18 protein-coding genes are annotated in these 20,474 nt (G+C 43.3%); 3 read left to right on the top strand and 15 right to left on the bottom strand.

The window, feature by feature from the left end; genetic code table 11:
* Position 1: 1 nt before the first annotated feature.
* The 9 genes from murG to mraZ all read right to left on the bottom strand — a co-directional run bounded on the left by murG (position 2) and on the right by mraZ (position 10,582).
* Positions 2–1,084 (bottom strand): undecaprenyldiphospho-muramoylpentapeptide beta-N-acetylglucosaminyltransferase, encoded by a 1,083-nt coding sequence (gene murG, locus B2746_RS15335; protein ID WP_290795633.1) that lies wholly within the window; start codon positions 1,082–1,084, stop codon positions 2–4.
* Positions 1,077–2,309 (bottom strand): FtsW/RodA/SpoVE family cell cycle protein, encoded by a 1,233-nt coding sequence (locus B2746_RS15330; protein ID WP_290795631.1) that lies wholly within the window; start codon positions 2,307–2,309, stop codon positions 1,077–1,079. The genes murG and B2746_RS15330 overlap by 8 nt, the downstream gene beginning before the upstream one ends.
* 43 nt (positions 2,310–2,352) lie before the next feature.
* Complete coding sequence (gene murD, locus B2746_RS15325) at positions 2,353–3,705, bottom strand: UDP-N-acetylmuramoyl-L-alanine--D-glutamate ligase (RefSeq protein WP_290795629.1); 1,353 nt, start codon at positions 3,703–3,705, stop codon at positions 2,353–2,355.
* Positions 3,706–3,796: 91 nt separating this feature from the next.
* On the bottom strand, positions 3,797–5,071 hold the full coding sequence (gene mraY / locus B2746_RS15320; protein ID WP_290795627.1) for a phospho-N-acetylmuramoyl-pentapeptide-transferase: 1,275 nt from the start codon (positions 5,069–5,071) through the stop codon (positions 3,797–3,799).
* Between the two features lie 155 nt (positions 5,072–5,226).
* A complete protein-coding gene (locus tag B2746_RS15315) occupies positions 5,227–6,693 on the bottom strand; it encodes a UDP-N-acetylmuramoyl-L-alanyl-D-glutamate--2,6-diaminopimelate ligase (protein WP_290795626.1) in 1,467 nt (488 codons plus the stop codon).
* Entirely contained in the window at positions 6,693–8,753 is a 2,061-nt protein-coding gene (locus B2746_RS15310; RefSeq protein WP_290795623.1) for a penicillin-binding protein, read from the bottom strand. The genes B2746_RS15315 and B2746_RS15310 overlap by 1 nt, the downstream gene beginning before the upstream one ends.
* Positions 8,754–8,830: 77 nt before the next feature.
* Positions 8,831–9,151 carry an FtsL-like putative cell division protein gene (locus B2746_RS15305; RefSeq protein WP_290795621.1) on the bottom strand — a complete coding sequence of 107 codons (321 nt, stop codon included), beginning with the start codon at positions 9,149–9,151 and terminating at the stop codon, positions 8,831–8,833.
* A 59-nt stretch (positions 9,152–9,210) separates the two neighbouring features.
* Positions 9,211–10,119 (bottom strand): 16S rRNA (cytosine(1402)-N(4))-methyltransferase RsmH, encoded by a 909-nt coding sequence (gene rsmH, locus B2746_RS15300; RefSeq protein WP_290795619.1) that lies wholly within the window; start codon positions 10,117–10,119, stop codon positions 9,211–9,213.
* Position 10,120: 1 nt separating this feature from the next.
* Complete coding sequence (mraZ, locus tag B2746_RS15295) at positions 10,121–10,582, bottom strand: division/cell wall cluster transcriptional repressor MraZ (RefSeq protein WP_290795617.1); 462 nt, start codon at positions 10,580–10,582, stop codon at positions 10,121–10,123.
* Between the two features lie 266 nt (positions 10,583–10,848).
* On the opposite strand from mraZ, the gene B2746_RS15290 reads away from it, so the two are divergent.
* Positions 10,849–12,084: an S-adenosylmethionine:tRNA ribosyltransferase-isomerase gene (locus B2746_RS15290; RefSeq protein WP_290795614.1), complete on the top strand. Its 1,236-nt coding sequence runs from the start codon at positions 10,849–10,851 to the stop codon at positions 12,082–12,084.
* Between the two features lie 6 nt (positions 12,085–12,090).
* Here B2746_RS15290 and B2746_RS15285 read toward each other — a convergent pair whose 3' ends face one another.
* Entirely contained in the window at positions 12,091–13,437 is a 1,347-nt protein-coding gene (locus tag B2746_RS15285; protein WP_290795612.1) for a sensor histidine kinase, read from the bottom strand.
* Positions 13,438–13,533: 96 nt separating this feature from the next.
* Between B2746_RS15285 and B2746_RS15280 the strand changes: the two genes are divergently transcribed.
* On the top strand, positions 13,534–14,091 hold the full coding sequence (locus tag B2746_RS15280) for a YqgE/AlgH family protein (protein ID WP_290795610.1): 558 nt from the start codon (positions 13,534–13,536) through the stop codon (positions 14,089–14,091).
* A 218-nt stretch (positions 14,092–14,309) separates the two neighbouring features.
* On the opposite strand, the gene B2746_RS15275 is transcribed toward B2746_RS15280, so the two are convergent.
* From B2746_RS15275 to atpD, 3 genes are all read right to left on the bottom strand, one after another.
* The gene (locus B2746_RS15275) at positions 14,310–15,953 is read right to left on the bottom strand and encodes a DUF4139 domain-containing protein (protein WP_290795608.1); all 1,644 of its coding nucleotides are present in this window, start codon (positions 15,951–15,953) and stop codon (positions 14,310–14,312) included.
* A gap of 114 nt (positions 15,954–16,067) precedes the next feature.
* Positions 16,068–16,331, bottom strand: coding sequence for an ATP synthase F1 subunit epsilon (gene atpC, locus B2746_RS15270; protein WP_290795606.1), 264 nt, complete (start codon positions 16,329–16,331; stop codon positions 16,068–16,070).
* A gap of 35 nt (positions 16,332–16,366) precedes the next feature.
* Positions 16,367–17,866 (bottom strand): F0F1 ATP synthase subunit beta, encoded by a 1,500-nt coding sequence (gene atpD, locus B2746_RS15265; protein WP_290795604.1) that lies wholly within the window; start codon positions 17,864–17,866, stop codon positions 16,367–16,369.
* 132 nt (positions 17,867–17,998) lie between these two features.
* Between atpD and B2746_RS15260 the strand changes: the two genes are divergently transcribed.
* The gene (locus B2746_RS15260) at positions 17,999–19,624 is read left to right on the top strand and encodes a L,D-transpeptidase family protein (RefSeq protein ID WP_290795602.1); all 1,626 of its coding nucleotides are present in this window, start codon (positions 17,999–18,001) and stop codon (positions 19,622–19,624) included.
* A gap of 122 nt (positions 19,625–19,746) precedes the next feature.
* On the opposite strand, the gene B2746_RS15255 is transcribed toward B2746_RS15260, so the two are convergent.
* The gene (locus B2746_RS15255) at positions 19,747–20,109 is read right to left on the bottom strand and encodes a hypothetical protein (RefSeq protein WP_290795599.1); all 363 of its coding nucleotides are present in this window, start codon (positions 20,107–20,109) and stop codon (positions 19,747–19,749) included.
* Entirely contained in the window at positions 20,093–20,470 is a 378-nt protein-coding gene (locus B2746_RS15250; RefSeq protein WP_290795596.1) for a phage holin family protein, read from the bottom strand. Before B2746_RS15250 ends, B2746_RS15255 begins: the two co-directional genes overlap by 17 nt.
* Positions 20,471–20,474 lie beyond the last annotated feature (4 nt).

Below are 20,474 nucleotides of genomic sequence, written 5' to 3'. Positions count from 1 at the left end.
TTTATTGTACTATATATTTAGCAATTAATTCATCTGCATTCCGGATAGCCAATGCGCCCAATTTCCCTGATATGGAAGAACGCTTATCCTTATCACGCACCAAATCCATTAACTCTGGAATCAAGCGACTGCCCGCTTCCTGGTCTCTCACCATTTCTCCTGCTCCGGCTTTCACCAGGAACTGTGCATTAACCGTCTGATGATCTTCTGCAGCAAATGGATAAGGAACCAGTATGGCAGGTTTCTGAACAACACAAATTTCTGCGATACTCATCGCACCAGCTCTTGACACAATTACATCGGCTGCCGCATACGCATATTCCATTTCTTTAATAAAATCATTCACCCAAATTCCTTTTCGGTTATCCGCTATCGTTTGAGCAGTTGACAAATACGATTTTCCTGTTTGCCAAATCAGCTGAACTCCTGCTGCGTTTAGCGTTTCGAGTCCGCCTGCAATAGCTTCATTAATACTTTTTGCACCCAGACTCCCTCCCACCGACAATACAACCGGCTGTGATGGATCCAATCCAAAAAAACGGATGGCTTCTTCTCTTGCCAGCCGGCTGTTTACAATGGTGGATCGTACCGGATTTCCACTCACCACAATTTTATTGGCTGGAAAAAATGATTCCATCCCTGAAGTGGCAACGAAAATGGTACGAGCGTTTTTACCAAGCAGCTGATTTGATTTTCCTGCGAAAGAATTGGCTTCATGCAGATAGGTTGGTATTCCTTTCTGCTGGGCAAATTTCAAAACCGGAAAACTGGAATAACCACCCACACCTATTGCCGCATCGGGTTTAAACTCAGAAAAGATTTTTCTAACCTGAAAAAAACTACGTATTAGCTTAAAAGGCAGAGACAGATTTTTAAGAACCGAACTGCGATTTAACCCAGCGATATCCAATCCTTCAATTTTATATCCTGCCTGTGGTACTTTCTCCATTTCCATTTTCCCTTTTGCGCCAACAAAAAGGATTTCCGTAGCCGGATCCAGTTTTTTCATCGCATTGGCAATAGCGATGGCGGGAAAAATATGTCCCCCTGTTCCCCCTCCTGCTATGACGATCCGCTTAGCCATTCGCAACCTCCTTTTCTTCTTCCTCTTCTTCCTTTCCATCTTCCTGGTTCTTCTCTACAAACCGGGAAACACTCAAAATAATTCCGATTGCCACACAGGTAAATAAAAAGGAACTTCCTCCCATACTTATCAATGGAAGAGTAACTCCGGTTACTGGAAACAGGTTTACATTCACCGCCATATTGGCCATTGCCTGTATAACCAGGGTAAAACTCAATGCTAATGCAAGAAAGGCACCGAAGGCAAAGGGGCATTTCCGGAATAACTGTATACTTCGAAATAGAAATACCATGTATACAAACAATACAAAAGCGCCGCCGGCAATTCCGTATTCTTCAATTATAATAGCAAAAATAAAATCCGAGTAAGGATGTGGCAAAAAATTCCGCTGTTCAGAGTTCCCTGGTCCCAATCCCAACCAGCCGCCCTTTGCGATGGCAATTTTTGCCTGGTTTACCTGATAGTTATCGTCTTCATTCTTTTTATCAGAACCATACATAAAGGTTTCGACACGATTTACCCAGGTACTGACACGGGCGGTTAAACGAGAACGATTTTCCGGTTTAGCCGGAACGCCATTTCCCGCATTATGTTGCCAAACCGCAGCAAGTATTAATACAGCCACCGGCACCATGGCAATCAAACCCGTGAGTACGAGGTGTTTAATACTGGCTCTTCCAATAAACAACAGCAACATACTGGTTGCACCCACCAATAAAGCAGTGGAGAGGTTGGCGGGTGCTATCAACACACACACGATTCCAATTGGAATGATCAATGGCAGAAATCCCTGTTTGAAATCTTTAATTACTTCCTGCTTCTTACTGAGCAAACGACTGATATACATAAACAGTGCAAGCTTCGCCAGATCCGATGTTTGAAAAGTAAGATTGATAATAGGTAATCTGATCCAGCGGCTTCCTTCATTGTAACTTACGCCGAAGAATAAGGTATAAATAAGCAGGGGAATAACCAGCCAGAATAAAATTCTGGAAACCCTTGAATAGATGGTATAGTTAACCTGATGAAATACATAAATCAGAAAAATACCGATGCAGATAAACACAACCTGTTTAAACAGATAAACTTCGGTATTACCTTTATACATTTTATAGGCCAGTGAACCGGTTGAGCTATAAATAACCAAAAGTGACATCAGCGCCAGGAGCACCACCAGTGTCCAGATCACTTTATCGCCTTTCGTTTTATTTAGTAGTTGGTTCATTATTTAGTTGTTTTCTTTTTCGCCATCTCCCATTCCCTTCTTCCTACAGTCCCAATACTGCTTCTTTGAACTGCTTACCGCGATCTTCGTAATTTTTGAAAAGATCAAAACTTGCACAAGCCGGACTTAACAACACCACATCTCCCTTGTTAGACAATTGAAAAGCGGAGTGTACTGCTTCTGCCGCACTTCCGGTATTCACCATAACAGGAACATAATTCTGAAAAGCTTCCTGAATTTTCAAATTATCCGTTCCCATGCACACGATTGCTTTTACTTTTTCTTTTACCAGTTCCAACAGTAACGAATAATCGTTTCCTTTATCCACCCCTCCAAGTATCAGGATCACCGGTTTGGTCATGCTTTCCAATGCATACCAGGTACTATTTACATTGGTTGCCTTGCTGTCATTGATGAACTCAACACCACGAACCGTTGCCACCGGTTCCATCCGATGCTCCAGCGCTTCAAAAGACTGAATGGCTTCCCTGATCTTATCTTTACGCAATCCGATAACGGATGCTGCCAACCCTGCTGCCATAGTATTATACTGATTATGTTTCCCTTTGAGCGCAAAATCGTAAATGCTCATCTGAAATTTCTCTTCCTTGGTAACTACATTCATTTCCTCCTCCCTGATAAATGCGCCCTGGAGTAATTCTTTTCTCATACTAAATGGTAATGGGTTAGAAACTGGTTGAAAATCGTTTATATGTTGCATCGTTACTTCATCATCTGCACAATAGATAAAATAATCCGATGCTGTCTGGTTTAAAAGTATCCGAAACTTGCTTCGTACATAATTGATAAACTTATATTCATACCGGTCAAGATGATCTTCCGTGATATTGGTCAGTACGGCTACATGTGCTTTGAATCTACGGATATCATCCAATTGAAAACTACTTAGCTCTGCAACGTACCAGGGTTTGGGATCCAATGCAACCTGCCGCGCAAAACTGTATCCTATATTTCCAACAAGTGCGCAATCCAATCCAGCATGCCGGCAAATATGATAGGTCAATGCTGTTGTGGTTGTTTTTCCATTACTGCCTGTTATTGCAATAACTTTTCCATCTCCTATAAAGCGATAGGCCCATTCAATTTCACTGATCACTTCTATACCCTTCGCCCTGATTTTTTTTACCAGCTCATTTTTTTCGGGGATACCCGGACTCTTTACTACAATATCAGCCTCGAGTATACGCTCTTCACTGTGATGTCCTTCCTCCCATTCAATACCATATTTAGTCAACTCTTGGCGATGCGGCAACTTCAAGGATCCGCCATCGCTAACCAGACAGGCATATCCTTCCTTATAGGCAAGTATAGCTGCTCCAACACCGCTTTCGCCGGCTCCCAATATGACTACAAACTGCTTCATTATCTGCTTCATTCGAACCCACGAATCGGGGGCTTTTCATACGCATAGGATTTACTGCACCACAAATACTCTTTCTCTCGCCGGCGGTTTTTCTACGTTTCTTTTAGCGGATCTTCAAGGTCACAATAGAGAAGATCACGCAAAATATAGTTACGATCCAAAATCGTGTTACGATTTTACTTTCGTGATAGCCTAATTTCTGATAATGGTGGTGAAGTGGACTCATTAAAAAAATCCGTCTCCCTTCGCCATATTTTTTCTTTGTATACTTGAAGTAGCTAACCTGTAACATCACACTCAGATTCTCCACCAGAAACACACCACAGAAGATTGGTATCAGCAATTCTTTACGAACAATAATAGCCAACGCTGCAATCACACCTCCCAAAGTCAGACTACCTGTATCACCCATAAAGACCTGAGCCGGATAAGCATTGTACCAAAGAAACCCAACACAGGCTCCCACCATCGCTCCAATAAAAATCGACAACTCTCCCAAATTTGGGATATACATGATGTTCAAATAATCCGCCAATAAAAGATTCCCGCTTGCATAAGCAAATACACCCAAACAAACTCCAATTATTGCACTCACACCTGTTGCCAATCCATCAATCCCATCTGTAATATTTGCCCCATTAGAAACGGCAGTAACAATAAAAATCACAATTACCACGTATAATACTGATGTAAATCCTCTTAATGCTTCCGGCAATAATTTGGCATAGTTGAATTCATGTCCTGCAACAAACGGAATAGTGGTTATTGGTTCATTCGCTTCTACAAAATACCTGTCCTTTGTTTGTTGTTTAACCACTTTCACATTGGCTTCAGCGCCAGGTATACCTTTATATTCTCTCCAGGCTTTGGTGTTTTCATTGAATAAAAGTGTTAATCCGATGATCAGCCCCAATCCAACCTGTCCCAATATTTTAAACCAGCCTGCCAATCCATCTTTGTCACCTTTTTTATATGCCACACCCTGTTTCTGTGCAATTCTTTTGGCTCGCAGTTTCAGGTAATCATCCACAAATCCGATGATGCCGAGCCAGATAGTTGAAAAAATCATCAACCGCACATATGCTTTATTCAGATCAGCCAACAAAATAGTTGGTAATAATATCGCCAGTATGATGATGAGTCCGCCCATTGTAGGCGTACCCTTCTTTTGCTCTTCGCCAGCCAGGCCCAGATCCCGCACAGATTCACCAACCTGTCTTTTAAGCAAATAGTTAATCAGTTTTTTTCCAAACACCGTTGTTATGACGAGTGACAGAATCACAGCCAGTAACACCCGGGAAGTGATGAACTGCAAGAGCGCACTTCCCGGGATTCGGATGTCCATTTCCTTTAACCAATCAATTAAGTGGTACAGCATGATGGTTTTGTTACTGGTTACCAACCGGTGTCCAGCCGATTGGTCTGTGATTGAATGTAACCGTCCTAAGAATTTGGAAGTTGGAAGTGGGAAGTTGGAAGTGCTTCCCATTCGAACTCAAAATATCTTTCTATTGTTGTTTGTTTTTTCTACTCCTATTTCCCTAACTCCCTTATCACGTTCTCCATTTCCTCCTTATCATCAAAATGGTGTTTCACTCCTTTTATTTCCTGATAATTTTCATGCCCCTTTCCAGCTACCAGAATTATATCTCCCGGTTTCGCCATACTGAAAGCCGTTTTAATGGCCTGCCTTCTGTCGGCGATGGAAAGAAACTTTCGACGCGCTGCCGTATTCAATTCGGCTTCCATATCTCTCAGGATCGCTTCCGGATCTTCTGATCGTGGATTATCAGAAGTAAAAATGGCGCGATCACTTAACTCACAGGCCACCTGACCCATTACCGGCCGTTTTGTTTTATCCCGATCACCACCACATCCTACCACGGCAATCAGTTGCTCTCCACCCTGGCGTAACTGACGAATGGTTTTCAGTACATTCATCAAAGCATCGGGTGTATGCGCATAATCCACAATTCCAATTATTTTCTCCACTGGAGATACCTGATAATCAAATCTTCCCTCTGCTCCAGTTTGTTCACTCAATGCCTGCAATACTTCCTGCTTATCCTCCCCCAAACTCACTGCAGCACCGTAAACAGCCAGCAGATTATAGGCATTAAATTCACCAATTAATCTAAAATGAACTTCCTGTTCATTTATGACCATCAACAATCCCGTTAGCCCATTTTCAAGAATTTTGCCCTTGAAATCGGCCAAGGATCGCAAACTGTAATACATCCGATTGGCAGGAGTATTCTGCAACATTACAGGACCGCGTTTGTCATCCAGGTTGCTGATGGCAAAAGCTTCAACCGGTAATTCGTCAAAGAACTTTTTTTTAACTCTGATATATTCATCAAAGGTTTTATGATAATCCAGATGATCATGTGTTATGTTGGTGAAAATGCCACCAGCAAATTCAATTCCCGCAGTCCGGTTTTGATGAATCGCATGTGAGCTCACTTCCATAAATGCATACCTACAGCCTTTATCCACCATCCGCTTCAGCAAAGCCTGCACCTGTATGGCATCCGGTGTGGTATGCGTTGCTTCGATCACTTCACCTGCTATGAGATTTTTTACCGTACTGATCAATCCACAATCATATCCCAACGATGTAAAGAGCTTATATAATAATGTAGCAACTGTTGTTTTACCATTGGTACCTGTTACTCCAACCAGTTTGATCTGGCGGGATGGCTGACCGAAATAATTTGCTGCCATTACTCCTGTAGCTTCCGAACTACTGGCCACCTCCACATAAGTAATCTCATCGTTCAATTTCTTTGGCAATTCTTCAGCAACTATACAGGTTGCACCAGCCGCAATCGCTTTTTCAATAAAACCATGCCCATCAGCCTGCAAACCCCTGATAGCAATAAAACAGCTACCATCCTTCACTTTCCTTGAATCAATTTGCAGGTCTTTTACCTCACTCTGAAGATTTCCATTCACAGAGCGAATCGCCACATTATAAAGTATATCCTGCAGACTTAGCATCAATTCAATTCGATCGTTATTGTTTGTTTTGGCTGAATCGCCGTTCCAGCTGGGATCGACTGATTCTTTACTTTTCCTTTTCCTATTATCTGCACTTTCAACCTTCTTTCTTCGAGCAAAAACAGCGCATCTTTTAATCCCAATCCTTTCAATTCAGGCATCTGCATTTTTCCAATTGTTGCAGTGCCCTTCAGTACCGGATGAAATGAATTGTCAGGTTCAACCGTTACCCAGGTTTTCTTGCCCACACTATCCGTAAAGGGTATGCGAAGTTCTTCCATCACCTTTTTTACATCATCAGAGGCCCCTGCATATTTATAGTCAGCACTATCTTTTTCCGGAAGCACTGCGGTATGGACAGGCGCCTGCTGAGCATGTATGGCAAAGAGCTTATCGGCAATTTCGCGGAAAACAGGACCGGCTACCGAACCGCCGTAGTATATTGGAGCAAAGGGTTTGTTTTTTATAACCACAATGCAACTGTATTTTGGGTTATCTGCAGGAAAATATCCTGCAAATGAAGACTGATAAATATGATCTGCATATCCTCTGTTTCCGTTGGCCACCAAGGCTGTTCCTGTTTTTCCTGCAATTGTAAAATACGGTGTTGAAAGCGGCTTACCAGTTCCATTGGTTACCACACCTTCCAGACAGGTTTTGAGCTGCCTCAGCGTAGTTTCCTTGCAAATCGATTCCACCATCACTTCCGGCTCCCTGTTCCATATGCTTCGGCCATCCTGTTGAACTTCCTGTACCAGATAAGGCCGCATCATCTTTCCATTATTTGCAACCGCGTTGTACAACATCAGCGTTTGCAGGGGACTCACCAGCACTTCATATCCAAATGACATCCAGGGCAATGATGTAGCACTCCATGTTTTCGATTTCGGCGATTTAATAATCGGCTGTGTTTCTCCTACCAGATCAATCCCTGAAACTTCATTCAAGCGCAACCGCTTCAAATGCGAAATATAACTGTTCGGATTTCCTGCATAATGTTGCATCACCACTTTTGCCATCCCTACATTACTACTTAATTCGAAAGCCTGTTGCAGTGAAACATTGGTCCTCTTATGTCGCTCACTATCGTACACTGTTCTGCGATTCACCTGCCAAACACCATTTTCCAGATTAACCTGAGTACCCAGATTTGCTTTACCGTCGTCCAGTACCGCCAGCATAGTAGCCAGCTTGAAAGTTGATCCCGGCTCTGAAGCACGAATGGCATAATTCAAATCTTCCCAATATTCCCCCTCTCCTCTTTTCCCCAGATTGGCAATGGCTTTGATTTTTCCGGTAGCCACTTCCATCACGATACAGGTTCCGGTTACTGCTTCATTCTGAATCATCATTTTCAACAATGCGTTCTGAGCAATGTCCTGGATATTTACATCCAGGGTAGTGATCAGATCTTTTCCGTTTTCCGGCTCCACCTCATATCCTTCAACCGGAACCGCTACACCACCTGCAATGAATCGTACCAGTTTTTTGCCTGTTTCCCCTTTCAACAAACTGTCATAGGTTCTTTCCAGTCCAACATTTTGCGCATTCTTTCTAGCCAGTCCGATGGTTCGGTTCGCCAGCATTCCAAATGGATTCAGTCGTTTACTTTTTACTTCAGCTATAAAACCACTTTTATTTCTGCCCAATCGAACCAGTGGAAATTCACGAAGTTGCTGATACTGTTGAAAATCGATGTTCTTCTTAAGTAAAAAGTAGCGATTCTTTTTCCGGAAACCTTCCTGCAACAACTGCTTGTAGCCATTGGATGATTTATCCAGAAAAAGTTTAGCCAGTGAATAACTCAGTGAATCCAGATTTTCCCGAAACCGTTTTCCGTTTTTGTCTCGCAAACCTTCTGCACCAAAATCAATATAGATATTGAAATAGGGGATGGATGTGCTTAACATGCTACCGTCTTCACTGTAAATCGTGCCGCGGTCTGCATCCAGGTTAATGATCCGGGTATGCAAACTGTCACTCTTGCTTCTCCAGTAGGATCCTTCTACTTGCTGTATGTAAAGAGCTTTCCCAATCACCAGAAAGGCTAACACTACCATACCGATAAAACACAGGTACACTCTCCACAGTATGTCGCGTTTTACTTCCACAGCGCCGGTCAATTAGGTTTCTGTTTTTATTTTTGTCCGGCATCTTTTTTAATTACTACCGGAGGCGTTGTCAATTCCATTAATCCGAGTGGAGCTACCGTCTTTGCAATCTCCGTTTGTTTACTGCGAAACATCACTTCACTCTTCAATGTCTTATACTCAAATTGCAATTCCCTTAACTCCTTATTGGTCCTGCTGATTGACTTGATAATCTTATCCGAATTGTGTCCGTTGTAGATATATACCACGGCCAATCCACTCAGGAAAAGAAAAAAAGGCAAATGCTGCACCATCAACTGATAGTTGATTCTGAATTTCTTTTCTTTTTTGTCGCGTTGCTTTTCCATACGACTGATAGGTTGATCAATAGGACATTAACATTTCACTACTACGATATAGACCTTCTTTAAATTTTTTCTGCCACTCTCAGCTTTGCGCTTCTTGCCCTGCTGTTTCTTTTCTGCTCTTCCGCTGATGGAATAATCGGTTTTTTTGTAATCACTCTCAACAAACTCACCTGCTTTCGATTTTCAAAGGGATGGTCTTCTTCCAATTCAAAACTGCCTTGTTTAAAAAACTGTTTCACCAATCGGTCTTCCAGGGAATGAAAGGTGATAATCGCCACCCGTCCATCCGGCACAAGCAGTTCCGGTATCTGCTGCAATAAATCTTTTAGCGCTCCCATCTCATCGTTCACTTCAATTCGCAGTGCCTGAAACACCTGCGCCAGGTACTTATTCGGATTTCCTTTTACCACTCCCTGAATGGCCGCCTTGAACTGCTGGATCGTTTGCATTGGCATGGTAGTTCGATTGGCAACAATGGTTCTGGCCAGTGTTTTTGAATTGGTCACCTCACCATACTGCTCAAACAGTTTATGCAGCTCCGATTCTGAATATTGTTTTAATACTTTAGCGGCTGTCAGTTCCGAACGGGTATCCATCCGCATATCCAGGTCCGCATCAAAACGGATGGAAAATCCGCGATCCGCTTCATCAAACTGGTGACTGCTAACCCCCAGATCTGCCAGTATTCCGTTCACAGATGAAATTTTGTGTAAACGCAAAAAACGATTCAGGTGCCGGAAATTATGTGGCAAAAACAGGACCCTTGGATCATCTGGCAGATTTTGCTTTGCATCTGCATCCTGATCAAAAGCAATCAACCTTCCCTTCTCTCCCAGTTTTTCCAAAATCGCCCGGGAATGCCCTCCTCCTCCAAATGTGCAATCCACATAAATTCCAGCCGGTTCTATCTTCAGTGCATCCAGAGATTCCTGGAGCAACACCGGAATATGGTACACTTCTTCCTGCATCTTAAACTCCGGTTCCGTTCGTTCCGCCCATCACCTGTTGTGCCAGGCTGCTGAAACTGTCTGATGAAAATGATTCAAAGAGCTTTTTATACGTCGCACTATCCCATATCTCTATTTTATCCACCGCTGATACCAATACAATGTCTTTGGTTAGTGCGGCATATTCTTTCAGATTGGGAGGTAATAAGATTCTTCCTGCAGTATCTGGCTCTACTTCCGTAGCTCCATTCATGAAAAACCTTCTGAATTCCCGAACTTTGGGGTCAAAATCATTCAGTTTGCTGATCTGTGCATATATCGGTTCCCAGCTTGTCTGGGGATATAAAGTGAGGCATTTTTCCAAACCACGGTTAATGACGAATGGCATTGCATTCTCCGGCAGCTGCTTTTTTAGCCCGGCCGGGAGAAGGAAGCGCCCTTTGGCGTCCAGCGTTGCTTCGTATTCGCCTAGAAAACCTTTCATTTATCGATATATGCCCTGATTTTGACATTTATTACCACAAAATAACACTTTTTCCCACTTACGGGAGAAATTTTGGATGCTTTATTTTATCCACATGGGAGAATTACGCCAAACCCTTAGTAGATCTACGTTTCAGCCGAAAATGTTAGTAATTTTGGGAATGCAATGTGAATTGAATGTGAATAATGGTGGATAACCTGTTAATGAACCAATTAAAACCGTTATCCAGCTTGATTTTCGTTGAATTTTCGGAATTTGCAGTCCCTATGCAAGATTCTTTTTCTCCCCGCTCTTTAAGTATTGAATCTTTCCGGTATAATTTACCGGAAGATCGGATTGCACTTTATCCATTGGAAGAAAGAGACGCATCCAAACTGCTGATTTATAAAGACGGACAGATCGAAGAGCAGATCTACCGGAACCTTCCGGAACAGATCCCATCGGGGTACACAGTTGTTTTTAATAAAACCAGGGTGGTGCAGGCCAGGTTGAGTTTTCGGAAACCAACAGGCGGACAAATTGAAATTTTCTGCCTGGAACCGGATACCCGCTATCCGGATATTACCACAGCAATGCAGCAAACCGGAAGAGTTTACTGGATTTGCCTTGTTGGTGGTGCTGCAAAATGGAAAGCGGGACAGGTACTGGAGCTGCAATCTTTTGATGACTTAAAACTGGAAGCAAGACTGGCAGAAAAATTATCAGGAGCCTATCTGATTGAGTTTTCCTGGAATCAACCGAACTCCTCTTTTGCAGAAGTGTTGCAGCAGGCTGGAAAAATTCCTATACCTCCTTATATCAAAAGAGCTGCTGACCAATCTGACACGCAGCGATACCAGACAATTTATGCAGAAGCGGAAGGATCTGTTGCGGCACCAACAGCCGGACTTCATTTCAGTGAAACAATATTAAACGGACTGGCTGAAAAAAATATACGAACTGAAAAGCTTACCCTGCATGTTGGTGCCGGAACATTTCAACCAGTGAAAGCGGAAACAATGGAAGGCCATGACATGCATGCAGAATTTATTGAGGTAGACCTTTCTGCTATTGAACATCTCAGAGAAAATGCCGGAAAAATTATTGCAGTTGGCACTACCTCTTTACGTACACTGGAAACAATTTACTGGATGGGAGTGAAAGCGCATTATTTGCCACAGGCAGGTATAACCGAACTCATCATTGAACAGTGGGAAATTTATGATCACTGGATGCAAAAAGTAATTCCGGCTCAGGATGCATTAACAGCATTATTGAATTGGATGAAAAAAAACAACAGTCGAAGGCTGATCTGTAAAACAAGAATACTACTAGCACCAGGTTATAAAATGCGGATGATTGAAGCACTGATCACCAATTTTCATCAGCCACAATCCACCCTCCTTTTATTGGTTGCTGCAGCTATTGGAGAAGATTGGAAAAAAGTTTATCAGTATGCATTGGACAATCAATTCCGATTCCTGAGTTATGGAGACGGATCTTTATTATGGTGTAAGAAATAGAAAGAATCAGGATTCTTTACCGTAGGGCATTTCAATGGTGAATGCAGTTCCTTTACCAAGTGTACTATCCACTTTGATCTTACCCTGGTGTGCATCCACAATTGTTTTTACGTAACTAAGTCCCAGACCAAATCCTTTTACATTATGCAGATTGCCGGTATGAACCCGATAGAATTTTTCAAAAATTCGTTTCACACTTTCTTTGGTCATACCGATACCATTGTCTTCAATCCGGATGGTCATTCCTTTGCCGGTTGAACTGGTGGCAATTTTAAGTACCAGATTGTCCTTTGAATATTTTACGGCATTATCCACCAGATTATTTATGAGGTTGGTAAAATGTACTTCATCGGCCATAATCAAATCATTCTTTGCATTGAGCTGCACATCGGCATAACCATTTTTGTGTTGCAATTGCAGATCAAAATTTTCCAGCACCTGTTCAATCAGAGCATGCACGTGTACCGGCTTTTTATTGAGATTGATTTCCTGGCGGTCCATCAGTGCAGCCTGTAAAATCGTTTCCACCTGTTTGTTCATCCGCTTATTTTCTTCCTTGATGATGCCGGTGAAATACTGCATCTTTTCCTTATCATTCGACACCTTTTCCGTTCTTAATGCATCCACAGCCAGTGAAATAGTGGCCAGTGGCGTCTTGAACTCATGGGTCATATTATTGATGAAGTCATTCTTAATTTCACTCAGTTTTTTCTGCCGAAGCAAGGCACTTACTGTTACATAAAAAGCAGCCAACAAAATGAGGGTAAAAAGGATAGCACCACTTAACATCCAGCGCAATTCCTTAAATACGATATTTTTTACATTTGGCACCACTACTACCATAGCCTCTTCAGGAACCAGTCCCTCCATATTACTTCCACCCGGAATCAGTAATGGATAAATAAACCGGCGATTCCTTAAGGTATCTTCAAAAACCCGGTCAAATCCGGGCGAACGCAGCTCATCATAGGTAAGAAATCCCGCATCTGAGGTGATTAAAAATTCGAATTTGGTGTCTTTTAGACCAAATGCGTTGAAGTTTTTCCTCAGTTTTTCCTGTACTTCAAATGGCGTGAATTTTTCTGAAATGGTGGAGGGTTTCATCAATTCCATCATCAATTGGTCGGATGGCCAGCTGAGGTTGGGGCGCATACGTCGGTTTTTCAAAGAAGGCAGGGTTCCTTTCTGGGCCATCAGTTCCTCGCCCGTCTGTCCCATCGCTTTCACGATATTATCGGCCAGTTGTTCCTCTTTAACCACCAGCATGCTTCTAAACCAGGAGATCTGGATGACGATGATGCCAACCAGTGAAAGAGCAACCAGTAAAATAATCAATGGGAAAATTCGCTTCATTGTAACAAAAATAGCGTTGGTTGGCGATTTGAACTATTCGCCCGGCTTTTCTTAACAAATATTGTTCTATTTCCCAATATTCCATAAATTAACTGTATGACACAAATCTTACCAACTGCAGGCACCCTGCTGATAGCGGATCCTTTCCTGAAAGATCCCAACTTCATGCGTACGGTGGTATTTCTTTGTGAACACCAGGACGAAGGAAGTTTTGGCTTTGTATTGAACCGTTTATATGATTTCACCCTGGATCAATTGATGGCAAGTGCGGAAGGCATGAATTTACCAGTCTATTATGGGGGGCCGGTTCAGGTAGATACCATTCATTTTTTGCACCAGTATCCCGAGTTGATTCCCGGTGGATTTGAGGTTGCAGAAGGTATTTATTGGGGAGGAGAATTTGAAACGGCTGTTCAACTGCTGAAAAATGAGGAGATAAATGCTGCCGGGATCCGGTTTTTTATCGGTTATTCCGGATGGTCAGAAGGGCAGCTGGCAAATGAATTAAAAGACAAGTCATGGATCACTTCACAAGGCAATCCACGGCTGGTTTTCCAGATTGATCTGAATGCCATCTGGAAAGAAGCCCTGCGCGATTTGGGTGGAGAATATGAACAACTGGTCAATTATCCGATTGACCCCCAGCTTAATTGAACAATTTGTTTATCACCTAACAAAAAACCGGATACTTCAATTGAAGTCCGGTTTTTTGCTCCACTTACTACTCCACCTTCCAGCCATGCTACCAACACAAACCAGGTTTCTCCATGACTGGATTCTGATGTGAAAGTACAAAGGGAACCTATCACCTGCCAGCGTGATAAAACGGTTTATTCAACAGTGTTTGAACGGTTTTACTGATATCTACGCAATTAATCCAGTTGCAGACGTTTCTCCTTTGGGTATTTTACCGTAAACCGGATGGATTTTTTCACCTCGGCAGTGGGCGCAATGGAAAGATTCCAGCTCACCACACTGGTTTCAGTATTCAATCGGCCACCATCCTGGCCATCTCTTTCCACTTCAATTTCTTTCATGGTTGAGATTGGAAACTGGTCTTCCAGCAAAATTTTAATGGGTTGTTTTTTGTTATTCCGAACACTGAGTTCAAACTGTCTGCTTTCGGATTTATTTCCACCCAGGAATCGTTTCGAAGAAAAATCTTTTACCATGGTACGTTTAACAACCACGTTGGCATCTCTGCCCAGAGACAGGTAGAGCGTATCTTCGGAAGCAGCAGGATCAATAAAGGATTTTCCCAGGAAAGTGCCTTCAAAAAACAGATTGGCTTCACCGGCCATCAATTCCAGTTCCTGCCAGTTAACGATCCGGGCGGTGAGATAGGCTGCTTCTTCCAGTTTGGGTGCGGCATAATATTCATACTCCGCGGAAAGGGAGGATTTCTTTACATCAATGGTATTTACTTTTCCATCATTGAAGATGGTATAGATTTCCTTTATTTCATATTTGGTAGTGGTAGGCTGGTAGGTGGTGGTAATTTCGAGGGGTTTGGCGGCTCTCTCTTTTTTATTTTCTGATCCAAACCCCGTTACAACTACTTCATTCAATTCATCACTTTCAAGCTGCAGGCCCGCAACTCGTCCAGCTAACTGATTATTTATCGTTCGTCCAGATAAAACCCGTTGAGGCGGTGTCCAGTATCTTAAATACCAGGGTTCGATTTCCGGTTTCTGGTTATTTTGGGAGGGATTACCACTCGATAAAGCCAGCTTCACGTCTTTCCACACCTCTCCACTGGACTGATACACATTTGCATTGAACTGTATATCCAGTGGAGAGCTGATATCTTTTACAGCAATCGAATAAGAAGGATGCCATCCCGCTTTATTAACCAGATATGTAACTGCTACCGGTGTATTTGCTGCCCGACGGCATTCCACTATCGCATAAATTTCATTCACTGCCAGATTACGCAGACTGTTCATTTCATTGGCCTGATTACGCAAGCCCTGTTTTTCCTTTTCAAGTTTGTTGAGTAGTTTATCAATTTCCAATTGACGGGAATACAATTCTTCCAATCGCTCCCGTTGAAAATCAAGGGCTGCTTTCAGGTCTGCCGGCTTAATTGCGATGGTACCGGATTTCAATTCCTGATTTCGTACCAGCATGGCTTCTTCCTGTTTTAATACATCCTGTTGCTTTCGTTGGCGGGACTGTTTATCCTCAAGGGCTTCAATCTGATCCTGCAATTGCTTTACTTCATCTCGGATTTTTTCTTCCTGCAGAAAATTTTTACGAACACCAACGGAAAGAATGGTGAGATCGCCTTCCAGTTTTACCTGTACACTGGGAGATTCAATATCAGTGGATATACCGGAAAGCACCAGCTCTGATTTACCTAAAGGTAATTGAGCTGTTCCGGTTCGTTTGATTTCAGCGCCCTTTAAAAAAACAGTAACGGATTCAATTTTTGAATCCGCAGGTATGCGTTTCAATTGTGCCTGCCCGTTTATTACAAGTAAAACAAAGCAGGGAAGAAGCAAGCGTGGATTCATACGGCCTTTTTTACAAGAGTATAAAAAACCGGATATAGCTGCAATGGTTAACCGAAAAAAAATCCCGCAGCTTACTACACTGCGGGACTAGTTATTCCAAAAGACGATTGGTCGTCAATCATTCATAGGTATGGCCCCTTCAACTAAAACGGTTACCTTATTCTGAAAAACTTCCACAAATCCACCCTGGATGGAAAACTGCTCTGTATCGGATTGCTGTTTGTCTTTCAACACTTTCAGCTTTCCCGCTTTTAGCGCACTAACCAGGGGGGCGTGTTTTTCGAGAACTTCAAACAAACCGTCTACTCCTGGTAATTGTACGCCGTACACATCACCTGAGTAGAGCTTGCGTTCTGGGGTCAATATTTCTAAATTCATACGTTCGATTCAATAGATTCGGAACAAATCCTGTCTTATCCCTGCGCCTGAGCGAGGAGTTTTTTACCTTTTTCGATAGCATCTTCAATGGTTCCAACCAGGTTGAAAGCAGCTTCCGGATATTCATCCACTTCGCCGTCCATAATCATGTTGAATCCACGGATGGTATCTTCGATGCTTACGAAAACACCTTTCAGACCGGTAAACTGCTCTGCCACAAAGAAAGGCTGGCTGAGGAAACGCTGCACTTTACGGGCACGTTGCACGGTCATTTTATCTTCATCGCTCAATTCATCCATACCGAGGATGGCGATGATATCCTGCAATTCCTTGTAACGCTGAAGAATCAGTTTTACGCGGTTAGCTGTATCGTAATGTGAATCACCCACAATGAGCGGAGTAAGAATCCGGCTGGTTGAATCCAATGGATCCACTGCAGGGTAGATACCAAGGTCAGCGATCTTCCGGCTCAATACCGTTGTGGCATCAAGGTGTGCAAATGTGGTAGCCGGTGCGGGGTCAGTTAAGTCATCCGCCGGTACATATACCGCCTGTACGGAAGTAATGGATCCGTTTTTGGTAGAGGTGATACGTTCCTGCATCAGCCCCATTTCCGTTGCCAGTGTAGGCTGGTATCCTACTGCTGATGGCATCCGTCCCAACAGCGCCGATACTTCGGAACCTGCCTGGGTGAAACGGAAGATATTATCTACGAAAAAGAGAATGTCCTTACCTTTTCCGGTACCATCTCCATCACGGAAATATTCTGCGATGGTCAGTCCGCTTAGTGCCACTCTTGCACGGGCTCCCGGAGGTTCGTTCATCTGTCCGAATACAAATGTTGCTTTGGATTCTTTCAGATCTTCCATATTAACTTTTTCCAGATCCCATCCGCCTTCTTCCATACTGTGTTTGAACGCATCGCCGTATTTCATGATACCGGCTTCGATCATTTCACGCATCAGGTCATTTCCTTCGCGGGTACGCTCACCCACCCCTGCAAACACGGATAAACCACCGTGTCCTTTAGCGATATTGTTGATCAATTCCTGAATCAAAACGGTTTTACCTACACCCGCACCACCAAACAGACCGATTTTACCACCCTTTGCATAGGGCTCAATCAGGTCAATTACCTTGATACCGGTAAACAGGATTTCGGTTGATGTGCTCAAGTTTTCAAAAAGTGGTGGTTTTGCATGGATAGCGCGACCATTTGATTTATCCACTGCGGGCAATCCGTCGATTGGATCACCGGTTACATTAAACAGACGGCCATAAATTCCATCTCCAATTGGCATTGCGATGGGTTTGCCGGTGTCAACTACTTCCATTCCACGAACCAGTCCTTCGGTACCATCCATGGCAATACAGCGTACACTGTCTTCACCAAGGTGCTGCTGTACTTCGAGTACAAGCGGCTCCGCATTGGGACGCTTAATTTCAAGCGCGTTGAGAATTTCTGGCAGTTTGCCATCGAACTGCACGTCCAGTACGGCCCCGATGATTTGTTTGATCTTTCCTTTCGTTGACATATATGAAGACCTTTTAAGGTGAGGTTTTCGAATTTTGCCGCAAAGGTAAGGGTTGGCAGTTAAAATCCATCATTTCAACAAGGAAATTGAAGGAATCCTACCTTTACCCTGAACCATTGACTTCATCCAATTATGAATCGGCGCCAAAGATACCTTACCGGCTTCGGCCGGAACCTGATTTTTACAATTTTTTCCTCCTTTTTTCTGTTATTGGGATCCTGTAAAGAGAATTCAGCTACCGGACAGGCTGTTATTCAGCGGGATACAGCCATATCCGGTGCTAATTCCTTTTCAACACTATTTTTCGACAGTGTGGCTTTGGAAAACTATCTGACCAGTGTTTCTATTCCCGATACAGCCAGGCAATTGGTACGGAATTTTTATAATCAGCGGAATTTTCATTTTGCCTGGTTTGACACCTCCGGTGTGGCGGAACAAACCCTTCATTTCTGGAATTTACAGTCCGGGTACCTTGAACTAAGCCGCGACAGTTCAATTTTCAACCCCTATCTCCAGGCCTGGGCAGATTCCGTTCAGTTAAATGGAATGCGTGCCGTCCCGGATACTGCAAGACAACGGGTGGAATGGGCATTGACGCTTCAATTTTTACGGTATGCGTCACAGGCTTATATGGGAAACCGTGAATTGGAAGCTCAGGATCTGAACTGGTTTATTCCCCGAAAGCGGGTAGATATTCTTTCTTTACTTGATACCCTGGTAAAAGAAAAGGGTAAGGATTTCGACCGGTATGAGCCGGTTAACCGCCAATATGGACTGCTGCGGGAGCAATTGAAACGATATTATGAAATTGAACGATTAAGTTCCTGGACGCCTTTGGTGATGAATGAGAAAAAAGTTCAGCGTGGCGATACAGGTGCAGCCATCATACAATTGAAAAATAAATTATCGCTATTGGGCGATTTGCCGGTTGCTGACTCGGGCAACCGTTTTGATGAAAGTCTTGAGCTTGCTGTGAAACGTTTTCAATCCCGCTATGGATTAAAAGAGGATGGAGTGATTGGTGGCAGCACCTTGCGCGAACTAAGCCTGCCGATTAATCGTCGTATCCGACAAATTCTTGTAAACATGGAGCGGCTTAGGTGGGTTCCGGAGGAGCCGAAATCTGATTATTTACTCGTAAATATTCCTGAATTCAAATTACATGTGTATGAGCAGGGGAACTATGCACATACAATGAATGTGGTGGTGGGTACTTCCACCAATAGTACGGTGATTTTTACAGGTGGCTTGAAATATGTGGTGTTTAGTCCTTATTGGAATGTGCCACCCGGTATCCTGAAAAAGGAGGTATTACCAGGGATTGCGCGCAATCCGAATTACCTCGCAAGCCATAATATGGAATGGTTTGGCAACCGGCAGGTGCGTCAAAAACCCGGACCGAAGAATTCACTGGGATTGGTCAAGTTTCTCTTTCCCAACAATTATAATATTTATCTGCATGATACGCCAAGTAAGAGTCTGTTTAAGGAGGATAAGCGTGCATTTAGTCATGGTTGTATCCGGATTTCCGATCCGGAATGGCTGGCCGACTGGTTGCTAAGATCTGACAGCACCTGGACGCAGGATTCCATTTTCAAAGCCATGAATGCGGGAAAGGAAAAATATGTGACCTTAAAAAAGGAGGTACCGGTGTTTATCGGGTATTTCACTGCCTGGGTAGACCGGGAAGGCCGCCTGAATTTCCGCGATGACATCTACGGCCATGATGCCAAAATGATGAAGAAGATGTTCCAATAGACGTCAGACACCAGTGAGACAGGTATCAGATACCTATTGGAACACCTGTCTGACACATGTCTAAGAGTGTTCTAACATGTATCTGACACCTCTCTAACAGAGTTCTAACTCCTGTCTGACACCTATTTACGTTTGAACAACTTAAGGAGGACGGGAACGAGCGCAACCAGAGCGGTTTTGGCAAGGTTCATCCCCAGTTTACCGGCAACCGCAGTAGTCGCTTTTTTAGTAAGAAAACTACCCAATAAGGCAGAACCCGCAGACATGGCTAGTCCGGCAATCGGTCCGGCCAGCACCGTACCCGTTTTCCCGGAAAACAACCGCCCAACCCCCGCTTTCAACGACTCGGATGGTAAAGATTTCGCATGCTCCCGTATGGCTATCTCCTGACTCCGGATCGATGCCGCCAAGTCACGGCTTCTGGCTCTCAATTCTGCCAGATTGGTAATCGCCGGTGCATTTCTCAATTCATTTTGCTTCTTCATCCTGATCGTTTATTTTCTCAGAAAAAATTCGAATAAATATATTCACCAGAAACGGACCCAGGTATTTTTTTCGAACCAATAACAATATTGCCACCAACACTACATAAACCCCCGTTACAATACTGAAACCATAAAATAGACTACCGGTAAGCTCTGCAAAAAAATACCCCGCCATGATACTGATGAAAAATAGCATAAAAAACACCAGTCCGGCTATCACTATAAAAATCAGGGCCAAAGAACCAATGCGGGATGCTTTTTCAGTTGCCTGCAACTTCAGCAACAAAATGCGATCGTTCACATACTGCTGCAGCAGGGTTTCCATCTGCTCAAAATAACCGGGCTCTTTTGCTTCGCTCATTGGA

The sequence above is a fragment of the Flavihumibacter sp. UBA7668 genome (assembly GCF_002483205.1).
Classification (GTDB): domain Bacteria; phylum Bacteroidota; class Bacteroidia; order Chitinophagales; family Chitinophagaceae; genus Flavihumibacter.
The sequence above is the reverse complement of the archived record's forward strand: the minus strand, read 5'-3'. Positions and strand labels throughout refer to the sequence as shown.

Bases quoted from the DNA above. Each gene is read 5' to 3' on its own strand.
- murG (WP_290795633.1), bottom strand. From the start codon at position 1,084: ATGGCTAAGCGGATCGTCATAGCAGGAGGGGGAACAGGGGGACATATT.
- B2746_RS15330 (WP_290795631.1), bottom strand. From the start codon at position 2,309: ATGAACCAACTACTAAATAAAACGAAAGGCGATAAAGTGATCTGGACA.
- murD (WP_290795629.1), bottom strand. From the start codon at position 3,705: ATGAAGCAGATAATGAAGCAGTTTGTAGTCATATTGGGAGCCGGCGAA.
- mraY (WP_290795627.1), bottom strand. From the start codon at position 5,071: ATGCTGTACCACTTAATTGATTGGTTAAAGGAAATGGACATCCGAATC.
- B2746_RS15315 (WP_290795626.1), bottom strand. From the start codon at position 6,693: ATGCTAAGTCTGCAGGATATACTTTATAATGTGGCGATTCGCTCTGTG.
- B2746_RS15310 (WP_290795623.1), bottom strand. From the start codon at position 8,753: ATGGTAGTGTTAGCCTTTCTGGTGATTGGGAAAGCTCTTTACATACAG.
- B2746_RS15305 (WP_290795621.1), bottom strand. From the start codon at position 9,151: ATGGAAAAGCAACGCGACAAAAAAGAAAAGAAATTCAGAATCAACTAT.
- rsmH (WP_290795619.1), bottom strand. From the start codon at position 10,119: ATGCAGGAAGAAGTGTACCATATTCCGGTGTTGCTCCAGGAATCTCTG.
- mraZ (WP_290795617.1), bottom strand. From the start codon at position 10,582: ATGAAAGGTTTTCTAGGCGAATACGAAGCAACGCTGGACGCCAAAGGG.
- B2746_RS15290 (WP_290795614.1), top strand. From the start codon at position 10,849: ATGCAAGATTCTTTTTCTCCCCGCTCTTTAAGTATTGAATCTTTCCGG.
- B2746_RS15285 (WP_290795612.1), bottom strand. From the start codon at position 13,437: ATGAAGCGAATTTTCCCATTGATTATTTTACTGGTTGCTCTTTCACTG.
- B2746_RS15280 (WP_290795610.1), top strand. From the start codon at position 13,534: ATGACACAAATCTTACCAACTGCAGGCACCCTGCTGATAGCGGATCCT.
- B2746_RS15275 (WP_290795608.1), bottom strand. From the start codon at position 15,953: ATGAATCCACGCTTGCTTCTTCCCTGCTTTGTTTTACTTGTAATAAAC.
- atpC (WP_290795606.1), bottom strand. From the start codon at position 16,331: ATGAATTTAGAAATATTGACCCCAGAACGCAAGCTCTACTCAGGTGAT.
- atpD (WP_290795604.1), bottom strand. From the start codon at position 17,866: ATGTCAACGAAAGGAAAGATCAAACAAATCATCGGGGCCGTACTGGAC.
- B2746_RS15260 (WP_290795602.1), top strand. From the start codon at position 17,999: ATGAATCGGCGCCAAAGATACCTTACCGGCTTCGGCCGGAACCTGATT.
- B2746_RS15255 (WP_290795599.1), bottom strand. From the start codon at position 20,109: ATGAAGAAGCAAAATGAATTGAGAAATGCACCGGCGATTACCAATCTG.
- B2746_RS15250 (WP_290795596.1), bottom strand. From the start codon at position 20,470: ATGAGCGAAGCAAAAGAGCCCGGTTATTTTGAGCAGATGGAAACCCTG.